We start from the raw sequence: 13,933 nt of genomic DNA, 5'->3' as shown, positions 1-13,933 counted from the left end.
CGCTGGGCGGATCGGCGTCGGGCTGCGGCACGGACTCGCCCAAGGCTCCGACTGATGGCGGCATCGACCTCGGGGCCGGAGGCGGCATCGAGCTCGATGGTGTCGACGTCGGCGAGGCCGGTGGAGACGCCGGAGCCTCGGGTGGCGTCGTCGGTGATGTCGACGCGGGTGATGCCGACGGCGACGTCGGTGCCTCCTTCGGCGATGGCGATGTCGGTGCCGCCTTCGGCGGCGGTGATGTCGGTGCCGCCTTCGAGGGCGACGTCGGGGCGGCCGCGGGTGCGGTCGACGACCGACCCTCGTTCGAGGTCTCGGCCGACGCTTCGGAGGACGAGCTGCCGCGCACCGGCGCCGAGCGCACCGACATGCTCGCTCCGGCGCTCGCGCTGCTCGCGCTCGGCGCACTGGTGCTCGTCGGCGCCCGCCGCGTGCGCTCCATGCGGTGAGCCGGAGCCCGGGTGCGGGGCGCGCAGCGGCGCGTCCCGCACCTCGGCGTGCCCGGCCCCGACCGCCCTGCTCGACACGCCGCATCCGCTTGACGGCATTCGAACGTCTGTTCGATCATGGGGTGTGGCAGCCGAGACGACCAGCAGCAGCGCCCCGCCCCGCGCGCGGGTGGGCGGCGGTCGACTGGGCGTGCTGCGGGTGCCCGACTGGCCGGTCGTCGTCGCGCGCCAGACCGGTGCGCTGCCCGCGGGCGGCGAGCAGGGCGCGCCCGGCGCGATCGTGCACGCGCTGCGCCTCGTCGCGTGCGACGAGCAGGCCCGCGCCGACGGCGTGCGGGTCGGCATGCGGGTGCGCGACGCGCAGGCCGCGTCGCCCATGCTCGCGCTCGCCCCCGCCGACCCGGTGGGCGAGGCGCTCGCGTTCGAGCGGGTGGTGCGCGCGGTGCTCGCCGTCGTGCCGGCGGCCCAGCCGATCGGCGACGGCGCCCTGGCGTTCCGGATGCGGGGGGCCAGCCGGTTCTACGGGTCGGAGTCGCGGGCGCTCGAGGCGGTGCGCGGCGCGCTCGACCCGCTCGGGCTCTCGGCGAGCTTCGGCGTCGCCGACGACCGCTTCACGGCAGAGCTCGCCGCCCAGCTGGGCCGCGAGACGATCGTGCCGGCGGGGCGCAGCCGCGACTTCCTCGGCCCGCTGCCGGTGGGCGTGCTCGGCGACGACGAGCTGCCCGGCATGCTGCACCGGCTCGGCGTGCACACGCTCGGCGGCTTCGCGCAGCTGCCCGACGACAGCGTGCGCGACCGGTTCGGCGAGGCGGGGCTCGTCGCCCTCACCCGCGCCCGCGGCGGCGACGACCGCCGCGTCGACGACAGCGGGCTCGGCGAGGAGCGGGCGCTGCGGCTCGTGTTCGAGCCGGGCATCGAGGGCGTGCAGGAGCTCGCGCTCGCCGTGCGCGAGCCGGTCGAGCGCTTCGTGCGGCAGCTGGCCGAGCAGCGGCTCGTGTGCAGCGAGATCCGCATCGTGCTGCGCGGCGAGGAGGGCCGCGTCAGCGAGCGGCTGTGGCGGCAGCCCGGCTTCCTGCGCGCGGGCGACATCGTCGACCGCATGCGCTGGCAGCTGACCGAGGGCGACCTCGGCTCGGCGCTCGTCGAGGTGCAGGCGCTGCCCGAGCGGCTCGACGCCGACGCCGAGCACATGCCGGGGCTGTGGGGCGGCGGCGACATCGACGACCGCACGAAGCACGCGCTCGAGCGGCTGCAGGGCATGCTCGGCCGCGAGGCGGTGCTCACCGCGACCCCCGGCGGCGGCCGGCTGCTCGCCGAGCGCGGCGTGCTCACGCCCTGGGGCGACGCGGCGCCCGCGCAGGCGGCCGGCCCGTGGCCCGGCGCGCTGCCGCCGCCCCGGCCGGCGGTCGTGTTCCGGCCCCCGCTGCCGGTGCGGCTGCTCGACGCGGCGGGCGCGCCGGTCGAGGCGGCGGCGCTCGACGTGCGCGAGGGGGCGCCCGCGGTGTTCTCCCCGCCCGCCGCGCCCCGCCGCCGCGTCGTCGCCTGGGCCGGGCCGTGGCCCATCCGCCGCCGCGACCTCGGCGACGTCGTGCACCGCGTGCAGATCCTGGACGGCGAAGGGGAGGCGTGGGTGCTGCTGCAGGCCGACGGCGCCTGGCTCGCGGAGGGCCGCTATGCGTGACGTCGCGCTGTCGGCCGACCGCGCTCGTCCGTCGACCGGTCCTGTGCGCGCTCGACCGGACTATCCGGTCGGGCGCACACGGAGCCGGTCGACGAACGGCGCCTGGGGCCGGGCGGGCGGTCTCGACTCGACCGCTGCGCGGGCGGCTCGACCGGCGGATGAGCGGGGGAGGTGACCGATGGCCGGCTGGAACAACCCCGCGATGCCCTGGCGCGAGCTCGAGGCCATCCTCTCCGACCGCGACGTCGGCGCCGGCAAGGTCGCCCACCCGGCCGAGCTCGACGACGCGCGCCGCGAGCGCATCCGCGTGCCCGCGCCCGGCGCCGCGACCCCGTACGCCGAGCTGCACGCGCACTCGCACTACTCGTTCCTCGACGGCGCCTCGAGCCCCGCCGAGCTCGTGAACGAGGCGCGCCGGCTCGGCCTCGAGGCGCTCGCGCTCGTCGACCACGACGGCCTCTACGGTGCCGTGCGCTTCGCCGAGGCCGCCGCCGAGGCGGGCCTGCCGACCGTCTTCGGCACCGAGTTCACGCTCGGCCTCGAGGCGCCGCAGCAGGGCGTGCCCGACCCCGACGGCTCGCACCTCGTGGCGCTCGCGACCGGTCCCGCCGGGTACACGGCGCTCGCCACCGCCCTCACCGACGGCTACCTCGCCACCGACCTGCACGGCCCGGGCGAGAAGGGAAGGCCCATCTTCGAGCTCGAGCGGCTCGCCGAGACCGCACGGGGCGAGTGGCTCATCCTCTCGGGCTGCCGCAAGGGCGGCGTGCGGCAGGCGCTCGAGCGGCACGGCGCCGGTGCCGACGGGGCGGATGCCGCGGGCCGCGAGCTCGACCGGCTCACGTCGCTGTTCGGCCCGGACCGGGTCGCGGTCGAGCTGAGCGACATCGGCGACCCGCGCGACTTCGAGCGCAACCGGGTGCTCGCGCAGCTCGCCGAGCAGCGCCGCCTGCCCGTGGTCGCGACCACCAACGCGCACATCGCGAGCCCCGCCCGGCAGCGGCTCGGCGATGCCGTCGCCGCGGTGCGCGCCCGCCGCTCGATCGACGAGCTCGACGCGTGGCTGCCCGCGGGCGGCGTGCCGTCGCTGCGCGCCGGCAGCGTGATGGCGCGCCGCTTCCGGGCGTTCCCCGGCGCGGTCGGCACCGCGGCCGCGCTCGGCCGGGCCCTCGCGTTCGACCTGCGCGTCGCATCCCCCCGCCTGCCCGTCATCGACGCGCCCGGCGACCACACCCCGATGAGCTGGTTGCGCGAGCTCGTCGCCGAGCGGCTGCCGCGCGTCTACGACGCCGTCGACGGGCGCCCGAGCGCCGAGGTCGCCGCCCGGCTCGAGCACGAGCTGGGCCTCATCGAGCAGAAGGGCTTCGCCGGCTACTTCCTCATCGTCTTCGAGATCGCCGAGTTCGCGCACGCGCAGGGCATCCTGTGCCAGGGCCGCGGCAGCGCGGTGGCGAGCGCCGTCTGCTTCATCCTCGGCATCACCGCGGTCGACCCGATCCGCTACCGGCTGCCGTTCGAGCGCTTCATCTCGATGATGCGCGAGGAGGAGCCAGACATCGACATCGACTTCGACGCCGGCCGCCGCGAGGAGGTCATCCAGCACGTCTACGAGCGCTACGGCCGCCGCAACGCCGCGCAGGTCGCCAACGTCATCACCTACCGGCCGAAGTCGGCGGTGCGCGACGCGGCGAAGGCGCTCGGCTACGCCGTCGGCCAGCAGAACGCCTGGTCGAAGTCGGTCGAGTCGTACTCGAAGGTCGACGTCGACACCATCCCCGAGCCCGTTGTGTCGCTCGCGGGCGAGTTCCTGCACGCCCCGCGGCACCTCGGCATCCACTCCGGCGGCATGGTGCTCACCGAGGAGCCGGTCGGCTCGGTCTGCCCGATCGAGCCGGCGCGCATGCCGAACCGCACCGTGCTGCAGTGGGACAAGGACGACTGCGAGTGGATGGGCCTGGTGAAGTTCGACCTGCTGGGCCTGGGCATGCTCGGCGCCCTCTCGCACACGCTGGCGCTCGCGGCCGAGCACACGGGGGAGTCGTGGTCGCTCGCGAGCATGCCCGCCGAGGAGGCGGGCGTCTACGACATGCTCTGCGAGGGGGATGCGGTGGGCGTCTTCCAGGTCGAGTCGCGCGCGCAGCTCGCCACCCTGCCGCGCTTGAAGCCGCGCAGCTTCTACGACCTCGTGATCGAGATCGCGCTCATCCGCCCCGGTCCCATCCAGGGCGACGCCGTGCATCCGTACCTGCGCCGCCGCAGCGGCCAGGAGCCGATCACGTACGCGCACCCGCTGCTGCAGCCCGTGCTCGAGCGCACGCTCGGCGTGCCGCTGTTCCAGGAGCAGCTGATGCAGATGTCGGTCGCGGTCGGCGGCTTCGACGCCGGCGAGGCCGACCAGCTGCGGCGCGCGATCGGGTCGAAGCGCTCGAAGGAGCGCATCGAGGCGCTGCGCGCGAAGCTCTTCGCGGGCATGGCCGCGAATGGCATCGACGAGGCCACCGGCGAGGCGATCTACCGCAAGATCGAGGCGTTCGCGGGCTTCGGCTTCGCCGAGTCGCACTCGCTCGCGTTCGCGAAGCTCGTCTACGCCTCCTCCTGGCTGAAGCTGCACTACCCGGCGGCCTTCCTCGCGGGCCTGCTGCGCAGCCAGCCGATGGGCTTCTGGTCGTCGCAGACCCTGGTGGCGGATGCGCGTCGGCACGGGGTCGAGACCCTGCGGCCCGACGTGGTGCACTCGGGCGTCGCCGCGGGGCTCGAGCGGCACGGGACGGGCGCCGGCGCCGGACTCGAGCCGCACGGCACGGGCGCCGGCGCCCGACTCGAGCCGCACGGCACGGGCGCCGGCGCCCACCCGTCAACCGGACCTGTGGTCCGGCAGGGCGCTGAGACGTCTGCAGGACCAGGAGTCCGGTTGACGGCCGGTGCGGAGTCGGGCAGAGCGCACCGGAGCGGCGACGACGCGTGCCTCGCGCACGAGCAGCCGCCGGTGCCGGCGGTCGCGAGCGAGACGCTCGCGATGCGCGAGCGGCATCGCCGCGACGCGGGCTTCGCGGTGCGGATGGGGCTCGCGGAGGTGAGCGGCATCGGCGAGGCGGCGGCCGAGCGCATCGTCGCCGCCCGCGAGGCGTCGCCGCTGCGCGACATCCACGACCTCGCGCGCCGCGCCGACCTCGACCGGGGCGAGCTCGAGGCGCTCGCGACCGCCGGGGCGCTCGACGGCCTGGGCATCGACCGCCGCGAGGGGCTGTGGCTGGCGGGACCGGCCTCGACCGAGCGCGAGGATCAGCTCGAGGGCACGCAGGTGAGCCTGCAGGTGCCGCTGCTGCCGCTGCTGTCGGCCTCCGAGCAGGTGGCGCTCGACATCTGGGCGACCGGCGTCGCCCCCGACGACCATCCGGTGCGGCACGCGCGCGCGATGCTCGACGGCCGCGGCGTGCTGCCCATCGAGCGTCTCGACCGGGCCGAGCCGGGCAGGCGCGTGCACGTCGCGGGCGTCGTCACGCACCGGCAGCGCCCCCGCACCGCGCAGGGCGTCACGTTCATGAACATCGAGGACGAGACCGGCATGCTCAACGTGATCGTCTCGAAGGGGCTGTGGCTCAACCAGAAGCAGGTCGCCAGGCACGCGCCGGCGCTCATCATCCGCGGCATGCTGCAGCGCACCGAGGAGGGCGTCATCGCGCTGCTCGCCGACCGGCTCGAGCGCTTCGACGTGCCCAGCCGCGGCTCGCGCGACTTCCGGTGAGCGCCCGGTCGAGGGGTTGCGTCCCAGTTGACCTCAACGGGGACGCAACCCCTCAGCCCGCGGATGCGGTGGGAGGCCGCGGGCGCTGGCGTCAGTCGAACAGGATCACCTGGCGCACGGCCTCGCCGTCGGCGAGCTGATCCATCGCCTCGTTCAGCTCCTCGAGCCGGATCGTGCGGCTGATGAGCGCCTCCACCGGCAGCTTGCCCTCGAGGTAGAGCCGCGCATACTCGGGCACGTCGCGGCTCGGGACGGCCGAGCCGAGGTAGCAGCCGACGATCGACTGCGCCTTGGCCGTCAACGGCAGCGGCGCGATGGTGGCGGTCGCGGTCGGGGCGGGCAGCCCCACCGTGACCATGGTGCCGCCGAAGCCGATCGCTCCCACCGCGGTCTCAAACGCCTTGGGGTGCCCGGCAGCCTCGATCACGCGATCGGCGGTGATGCCCTGCTCGGCGACCTCCACCGGCGTGAAGGTGCGGTGTGCGCCGAGCCGGGTGGCGAGCTCGAGCTTCGCAGGCAGCATATCGACGGCGATCACCTCCTTGGCCTCCTGCGAGACCGCGGCGATCAGGGCGGCCATGCCGACGCCGCCGAGCCCCACGATCATCACCGAGTCGTCCGGCCCGGGCTTCGCCGCGTTCAGCACGGCGCCGCCACCGGTGAGCACGGCGCAACCCAGCACGGCCGCGATCTGCGGCGGCACCTCCTTCGGCACCACGACGGCACTCGCCGCATCCACGACCGCATGGGTCGCGAAGCCGCTCACGCCCAGGTGATGGTTGACGTGCTCGCCGTCGCGCGTCAGGTGCGTGGAGCCGCTCAGCAGCACGCCCTCGTTGTTGGTGCGCGACCCGACCGAGCAGGGGAGACGGCCATCCGTCGCACACTCCTTGCACTGCCCGCAGCGCGGCAGGAAGCTCATCACCACGCGATCGCCCAGGCGGATGCCGTCCACCTGGTCGCCCACCTGCTCCACGATGCCGGCGGCCTCGTGACCGAGCAGCATCGGCAGGGGCCGCGGCCGGTTGCCGTCGACGACCGAAAGGTCGCTGTGGCACACGCCCGCGGCCTCCATGCGCACCAGCACCTCGGTCGGCCCGGGCTCGCTGAGGTCGAGCTCGCTGATCGAGATCGGAGTGGAGCTCGCGAACGGTCGTTCGCGACCCATCTCCTCCAGCACCGCCCCGGTGATCTTCATGTCGTGTCTCCTGTGCTCGTGGTGGTCGATGCAGTGGTGCCGAAGGTGGCCTGGGCGACCTTCGTGACCAACGGGTCGCCGACCCGCAGCGGCTTGCCGGCGAAGGCGCCCTCGTGGGCGAGCACCGGCCGGCGGTCGCCGGCGAGCTCCGGGTGGCGCTCCTCGAGCCGCTCCCGGCGGGTCATCTCGCGGTGCCAACCGCGCACCACGTCAGGGTGTCCCTGTCGGATGCCCCGCCACGTGGTGGGCATCTCGTCGCGGGAACGACCGGTGTCGGCCTGGCCCAGCTGGCGCACCGCGGCTGGCACCCGACTCGTGCCCGCCCCGCAGGCGCAGCGCGGGTTGTCGGAGAACATCGAGGGCAGGCCGGCCTCGAACCGGTGGCCGTCAGCGCACTTGAGGTCATAGAGGATCATCCGTGCCTCCTCAGGAGTAGAAGCCGTCGGGTGCCAGGGTCAGGCCCTTCCGCTGCTCGGCATCGTGGCCGAAGATCATCTCGGCACCGGTCTCCTGCTGGATGCGGCGCAGCTTCTCGACCGACTCGAGCCAGCCCACGCTGTCCCACACGATGCCCGCACCGATCGCCGGCGGTCCCCAGCTGGCGCCGAGGTAGACGGCGTCCGAGGTGAAGATCTTCGTGCCGTCCTCCGGCAGGTCCACGCGCAGGCTCATCGTGCCCCAGGTGTGGCCCGGGGTGGAGATCACGCTCACGCCCGGCACGATCTCCTGGTCGCCGTGCACAGCCTCAAGCGGCAGATCCGCGAAGTCCGACACCAGGTGGGCACCCTTGAACTCGCCCGTGATGGTCTTGACGCCCTCGATCTCATCGGACTGGGCGAGGATGCGCGTCTTGCCGTTGTCGAACATCCTCGCGTTCGCGGCGTGGTCGAAGTGGAGGTGCGAGAGCACCAGGATGTCGATGTCCTCGGGCGTGAGCTCAAGGCTGGCGAGCGCAGTGTCGAGGTAGCCGGGGCCTGCAGGATCCTCCTGCACGGGGAAGAAGTCCTGGAATCCGGTGGGCGCCCAGCGCTGCTCCCAGTCGCGCGGCACGCCCGTGTCCCACAGCACGCGCCCTTCCGGCGTCTCGATGAGCACCGCGTGCGTCGGGCACTCGCCCCAGGCGGCGGGCTTCTGCTTGTGATGGCGGTCGGTGATGGTGTTCCCAGCCTGGAGCAGCAGCCAGGTGTGGTCGCACTCCATGATCCCGGTGGACAGGATGTGCAGCTTCATCGGGGATTCGGTCATCGTTGACTCCTCGTGGTTCAGGCCGCTCGCGAGCGATGGTGCTCGAGGTCGGCGCGTGGCCATCACGCTAGGGCGCGATGCAGTCTCGGCCTATGGTGTGAGATACCAGTGATTCGATCGGATGATGGAGTTGCGCCCATGAGCAAGACGAGGGGATCGGCGGTGGTCGATGTCGAGGCCGCGCTGCGCCGCCTGCTGGCCGACGCGGATCCGGCCGGCTTCGACGAGGTGCTCGAGTCGGCGATGAGCCTGCGCTCGGAGACGGTGCGTCTGCTGCGCCGGCTGGCACGTCGTCTCGCCGACAGCGTCCGCCGCGAGGAGCTGCTGCGAGCCGTCTCGGCCATCGCCGTCGACGTCACCGAGCGCCGCGACGTCGAGGGCGTGCTGCACGAGATCGTGCGTCGCACCCGGCTGCTGACGGGCTCCGACATGGCCTACATCGCGCTGAACACCGCCGACACCACCTACATCCGTCAGTCCGACGGCGTGCGCACGGAGGGCTACCGCACCCTGCGGATGCCGATCGGCTACGGCGTGCTCGGCAGGGCCGCGACCGGCAGGGAGATCGTCACCACGAGCGACTACCTCACCGATGATGCGCTCACCCACATCGACCACATCGATGAGCTGGTGCGGGCCGAGGGCGTGCGCTCGATCCTGGCGGTGCCGCTGACGCTCGGCTCGCTCGTGCACGGCGCCCTGCTCATCGCGGATCGGAGCAGCCGCACCTACCCGGAGGCCACCGTCGACATCGTCGACACGCTCTCGCGCCACGCGAGCGTCGCGCTCGACAACGCGCGCCGCTTCGAGGAGGTGACCGCGGCGCTCGCTCGTCTGAACGCCAGGCAGGATGCCGATGAGGAGCGCATGGTCGACCTGCACGAGGTCCTGGATCTCGACGCACGGCTGCTGGAGGCGCTGCTGGCCGGCGGCGATCTCGAGCTCTTCGCCCGCAGAGTCCGTGAGCTGCTCGGCGCCGGCGTGGCGCTGCTCGACGCCGAGGGCATGCCGCTCGTGGAGGACAGCGACGGCGATGACGAGGATGCGCCCGCGGACTCGCTGCTGCGTCTGGCCGGCCGGGTGGATCCGAAGGCGATCAGCGCGGCGCGAGGCACGGGCAGGCCGGCGGTCGTCGCCGGCGTGACCGTCGCCTGCGCGCTCGCCGAGGGTGAGCTGCTCGGCACCGTCGTCGTCGATCGACCGCTCGCCGAGCGGCTGCTGCCGCGGCTGCAGCGGGTCGCGGTGTTCCTGGGGATCATCCTGCTGCTCGGCCGCGCAGAGCGCGTCGACCGCAGGCATCGCGATCGCGCGGTCATCGAGGCGCTGGTGCGGGGTGGGCGAGAGGTCGAGCTGGTGCGCGGCGAGGCCATCGTGCGAGCGATGTCGCGGGGCACGCCCTACCGGCTGGTGACGATCGAGACCTTCGACGCCGATGTCGCCTCTCTGGCGGATGCGCTGCGCGACGGCACGAGGCAGCAGGAGGCGGTCGTCGCGCTGCACGGCGACCACCTGTGCGTGCTGGCACCCGATGCGGCCGGGGCGAGGCTCGCCGCGCTGCTGGATGTCGAATCCCGCGGGATCAACGCCGGCTGGTCATCCGCAGTCACCGATGCGGAGCGCATCCCCGCTGCGCACCGTGCCGCCGGGCTCGCCCTGCGCTCGCTCTCGGCCCTGGGCGCACGCGGACGCTCCGCGCACGGCGAGCAGATCGGGGTGGTGGGGCTGATGGCCGAGGCGCTGCACCGGGACCCCTCGCTCCCGTCACCGCTGGAAGCGATCCGACCGCTCGAGGAGTACGACGCGGCGCACGGCACCGAGCTCACCGCCACGGCGTGGACCTTCGCCGAGTCCGGGCGGCATGTGCCAGGGACCGCCGAGGCCCTGCACGTGCATGCCAACACCGTGCGGCAGCGACTCGAACGCATCGGCACCTTGCTCGGCGACGATTGGCGCTCGCCCTCGCGGTTCCTGGATCTGCACTTCGCGCTGCGGATGTGGTCGCTCGCGCGGCAGGGGTAGTCCTTCGCAGCCATGACGACGTTCAGCCTGGATGGCGTCACGCCGGCGGCACCAGCACGCCCTCGACGAGCGCGCGGTCGGCGGTCAGCAGCAGGCTCGCTCGGGTCACGCTGCCAGCCTAGAGCCGGGCGGAGCGACGGCCGGCGGGGGAGCGCCGCTCGGCCGGCGCGAGCCGAGCGGGCGGCGGCCGGCCCTTCGCGGTCGCCGCGCACGCCGCGGGCCCGCGCCCTGCCCTGAGGATCGAGCGCGGGCCCGCGGCGTCAGCTCAGCAGCTGGTGCGCCATGCCTCGGCGTCGAGCGTCGGCAGGCCGCCGACGTTGTAGACCGCGGTCGGGGCGAGGGCCGCGATCTGCTCCTCGACCGAGAGCCGCACGCAGGTGTTGACCGCGAGCAGCACCGGCGCGCCGTGCGCACCCGCGACCATCGAGGCCGAGAGGGCGTCGGGGAAATTGCGTCCCGATGCCACCGCGATCGCCTGGTCGTCGCCGGGCGTGATGAACGTCGCGACGAGCATGGCGTTCGTCGCGTAGCGGTCGGCGCCCGCGAGGCGGGTCACCGTGATGCCCGTGCCGCGGTAGGCGCGCAGCGCCGCGTCCGAGACCGACGGCTCGCCGCCGAGCACGGTCGCCGACTCGACCCCGATCGTGTTGATCGTCGCGATCGTCGCGCCGTGCGCGTGCGCCTGCGGCGTCAGCAGCACCGGCACGTCGCCGAGCACCGCTGCGGTGCCGCTGGCCGAGACCGCGTCGGCGAACACCTGGCCGCTCGCGATGAATGCCGTGGTCGCTGCCGGGAAGTACCGCTGCGCGATCATCGCCGCGGTCTCGTAGCGGTTCTCGCCCGCGATGCGCTCGATCGTCGCTCCGGGCACGATCGCGAGCACCTGCTCGACGACCGCGCTCGAGACCGACGGCGTGCCGCCGATGATCGTCACGGTGCCCGGCTGCAGCCGCTCGAGCTCCGCCGCCGTCGCCGCCGGCAGCGTGTCGGCCCGCGTCAGCAGCAGGCTCGCGTCGACGCTCGCGGCTGCGGGGCCTGCGGCCAGCGCATCCGGGAAGAGCTGCCCCGACGCGAGCAGCACGTCGGCGCCCGGTGCGAACGTCGCGGCCGAGACCTGCGCGTTCGTGTCGTAGCGGTCGACGCCCGCGAAGGTCTCGACGACCGTCTCGGGCGGCGGCGCGGCCTCCCAGTCGATGCCGATCACGACGGCGTCGTGGTCGCTCGCGCGGTAGGGGTCGGGCGCGAACAGGGCGTCCTGGGCGTCCTTCTTGAACCGCATCGAGTAGTCGATGATGCTCGGCTCGTCGGCGTTCGCGTGCCAGGCGGCAGCGCCCGCGACGAAGGGCAGCATCGCGGGGTCGGCGAGGCCGTAGTCGAGGTAGCCCAGCTGGCCGTCGAAGACGTAGGTGTACGCCTCCTCGCCCTGGAACCGCTCGAGCAGGTCGTCCCAGCCGGCGCTCTCGAGCGTGGTGATCGGGTCCTCGTGGTCGTAGGCGTTCAGGTCGCCGATGATGAGCGAGCCGTCGGCCTCGGCGCCCGTCGGGTTCGTCGCGAGCCAGTCGGCGAGCGCGGCGGCGGCGGCAGTGCGCACGTCGTTGCAGTTGCCCTGCTCGGGCTCACCCGTGTCGCCCTCGCACGCGGAGCCCTTCGACTTCAGGTGGTTGACGGCGACGGTGAGGATGCGGTCGGTCGCGAGGTCGCGGAACGACTGCGCGAGCGCGGGCCGGTTCTTGTCCGTGTCGAAGCGCGGGTCGACGCTCGAGTCGAGCACCGCGTGCGCGCCCTCGGGCGAGACGAGCGCCGGCTGGTAGATGAGCGCCGTGGTGATCTCGTCGGTGCCGATCGTGCCGGTGTCGATGCCGGCCCAGCGAGCGCTGCCGGCCGCCTCGTTGAGCGCCGCGACGAGCGTCTCGAGCGCGACGCCGTCGTTGTTCTCGATCTCGAGCAGGCCGACGATCGCCGAGTCGAGCTCCTCGATCGCGGCGACGATCTTCGCCTCCTGGCGGTCGAACTCCTCGGCGGTCTCAGCGCCGCGGCTGCCGAGGGTCGTGAAGTAGTTCAGCACGTTGAACGAGGCGACCTCGAGCGAGGCGCCGGCGATCTCGGGTGCCGCGGGCCGCTCGTTCACCGCCTGGTAGGCGCCGGCCTCGGTCGGCTGCACGGCCCAGGTGTCGAATCGCCAGTCGAGCACGCCCGTGATGCCGGTGATCGTGTCGCCGCCGCGGAACGAGTGCGCGAGCGTGAACTCCTCGAGCGTGGCCGGGTGGATGGCCGGGTCGGGGTTCTGCGACGAGCGGCCGTCGTCGATCGTGATGCGGTGCTCGGCGTTGGCGGCCGCGATGGCCGCGGCCTCGGCCGAGCCCGGGTCGGCGACCGCGGTCGGCTGGAACTGGCGGTCGGTGCCGACGACGACCTGGCCGAAGCGGCCGTAGTTGAAGTACTCGAGGATCGAGAGCGTCTGCGGCAGCGTCACGAGCATGCTCTCGGTGACCTCGTGCGAGTCGACCGGCAGCGTGAGCGCGACCGGCTCGGGCAGCGCGCCGTCGCCGCAGTCGAGGAACGCGGCGTCGGTGAGCTGCGTCATGCCGAAGTGCTCGGCGGCGGTGCCGCGCACGACCAGCACGTCGCCGGCCGCGACCTCGGCGGCGCCGGGCGCGTAGACGAAGATGCCATCGCTCGTCGCGGCGTCGCCATCACCGGCGTCCTGCAGCGTGAAGCCGTCGAAGCCGCCGGCCTGCCAGTCGCCCACGACCGTGCCGCGGACGGTGACGGTCTCGCCGACGACCGGCGTCGCGTCGCCGCTGCCCTGCACTGCGCCGATGGCGACCGTGGCGGACTCGCAGGTCAGGTCGGCCGGCGGCTCCTCGGCCACGAAGGCCTCGTTGGCGGCGCCGGGCGTGTTCCACGCCTCGCCTGCGGCCGGTGTGCCCGTCTGGCCCTCGATGCCCGCCAGGTCGAAGTCGTTGCGCACCCAGTCGGAGGTCGCATCCGTGTCGGTGCCGTCGGGCACGCGGCTCGCGCCGCCCGGCGCGAACTCGGCGCCGTCGTAGGCGACGCCGAGCGTGATTGCGTACGTCAGATCGCCGGCGCCGCCGTCGTTCACGGCGATGCCGTCGACGACCGTGATGGCGATCGCGTCGTCGATCGTGCCGTCGTCGTTGGTGTCGATGTCGACGCCGGCGTCGATCGTGCCCTGCACGAGCAGCAGCGTCAGCGTGCCGTTCTCGAGATCGTTCGCCGCGAGCGAGAGCAGGCCGCGGCCGCCGGCGTCGAGCGTCGGCAGGCTCCAGACGCCGTCGACCTGGCCGAGCGGTGAGCCGGAGTCGCCCTCGATCTCGAGCAGCGAGTGCCCGCTCAGGTCGGCGCCGGGGGCGGCGAGGACCTCGATGTACTCGACGTCGGTGCCCGTCGTGCTGGCGGAGAACTCGTTCATGACCGGATGCTCCGCGGCGACAGCCGGGGAGGCGACGATGCCGGTGAGGGCGAGCGCGGCGACCGTCGAGGTGCCGAGCAGGGTGCGTGCGCGCATGGATCCACTCCGTTGAGGTGCTGGGACGACCCCGACGCTAGCCGTCGCCATTGACGGCGCGCCGGTGCCC

General features: G+C 73.7%; 8 protein-coding genes. 3 read left to right on the top strand and 5 right to left on the bottom strand.

The annotated features are described in order from the left end of the window. The coding region (locus AC1RNL_RS00695) for a hypothetical protein (RefSeq protein ID WP_492934157.1) at positions 1-524 on the bottom strand (524 nt) is incomplete at its 3' end. A 46-nt stretch (positions 525-570) separates the two neighbouring features. On the opposite strand from AC1RNL_RS00695, the gene AC1RNL_RS00690 reads away from it, so the two are divergent. Next, positions 571-2,127, top strand: coding sequence for a Y-family DNA polymerase (locus AC1RNL_RS00690; protein ID WP_492934156.1), 1,557 nt, complete (start codon positions 571-573; stop codon positions 2,125-2,127). A gap of 178 nt (positions 2,128-2,305) precedes the next feature. After that, the gene (locus AC1RNL_RS00685) at positions 2,306-5,872 is read left to right on the top strand and encodes an error-prone DNA polymerase (protein ID WP_492934155.1); all 3,567 of its coding nucleotides are present in this window, start codon (positions 2,306-2,308) and stop codon (positions 5,870-5,872) included. A 91-nt stretch (positions 5,873-5,963) separates the two neighbouring features. Here the strand turns inward: AC1RNL_RS00685 and AC1RNL_RS00680 are convergent, their stop codons facing one another. Genes AC1RNL_RS00680 through AC1RNL_RS00670 form a run of 3 tightly spaced genes read right to left on the bottom strand, consistent with a single transcriptional unit; the run spans position 5,964 to position 8,315 of the window. Continuing rightward, positions 5,964-7,070: an alcohol dehydrogenase catalytic domain-containing protein gene (locus AC1RNL_RS00680; protein ID WP_492934154.1), complete on the bottom strand. Its 1,107-nt coding sequence runs from the start codon at positions 7,068-7,070 to the stop codon at positions 5,964-5,966. Then, on the bottom strand, positions 7,067-7,486 hold the full coding sequence (locus tag AC1RNL_RS00675) for an FmdB family zinc ribbon protein (protein WP_492934153.1): 420 nt from the start codon (positions 7,484-7,486) through the stop codon (positions 7,067-7,069). The genes AC1RNL_RS00680 and AC1RNL_RS00675 overlap by 4 nt, the downstream gene beginning before the upstream one ends. Positions 7,487-7,496: 10 nt before the next feature. Continuing rightward, positions 7,497-8,315, bottom strand: coding sequence for an N-acyl homoserine lactonase family protein (locus AC1RNL_RS00670; RefSeq protein WP_492934152.1), 819 nt, complete (start codon positions 8,313-8,315; stop codon positions 7,497-7,499). A gap of 138 nt (positions 8,316-8,453) precedes the next feature. Between AC1RNL_RS00670 and AC1RNL_RS00665 the strand changes: the two genes are divergently transcribed. After that, positions 8,454-10,334: a helix-turn-helix domain-containing protein gene (locus tag AC1RNL_RS00665; protein ID WP_492934151.1), complete on the top strand. Its 1,881-nt coding sequence runs from the start codon at positions 8,454-8,456 to the stop codon at positions 10,332-10,334. Between the two features lie 265 nt (positions 10,335-10,599). On the opposite strand, the gene AC1RNL_RS00660 is transcribed toward AC1RNL_RS00665, so the two are convergent. Then, complete coding sequence (locus tag AC1RNL_RS00660) at positions 10,600-13,863, bottom strand: ExeM/NucH family extracellular endonuclease (RefSeq protein ID WP_492934150.1); 3,264 nt, start codon at positions 13,861-13,863, stop codon at positions 10,600-10,602. Positions 13,864-13,933: the final 70 nt, after the last annotated feature.

The organism is Agrococcus sp. GW821-FHT14H11 (assembly GCF_058803545.1).
This window is presented reverse-complemented; position numbering and strand designations above follow the sequence as displayed.

Excerpts from the sequence above, each read along its gene's own strand:
- AC1RNL_RS00660 (WP_492934150.1), bottom strand. The coding sequence starts at position 13,863 with ATGCGCGCACGCACCCTGCTCGGCACCTCGACGGTCGCCGCGCTCGCC.
- AC1RNL_RS00675 (WP_492934153.1), bottom strand. The coding sequence starts at position 7,486 with ATGATCCTCTATGACCTCAAGTGCGCTGACGGCCACCGGTTCGAGGCC.
- AC1RNL_RS00670 (WP_492934152.1), bottom strand. The coding sequence starts at position 8,315 with ATGACCGAATCCCCGATGAAGCTGCACATCCTGTCCACCGGGATCATG.
- AC1RNL_RS00685 (WP_492934155.1), top strand. The coding sequence starts at position 2,306 with ATGGCCGGCTGGAACAACCCCGCGATGCCCTGGCGCGAGCTCGAGGCC.
- AC1RNL_RS00680 (WP_492934154.1), bottom strand. The coding sequence starts at position 7,070 with ATGAAGATCACCGGGGCGGTGCTGGAGGAGATGGGTCGCGAACGACCG.
- AC1RNL_RS00665 (WP_492934151.1), top strand. The coding sequence starts at position 8,454 with ATGAGCAAGACGAGGGGATCGGCGGTGGTCGATGTCGAGGCCGCGCTG.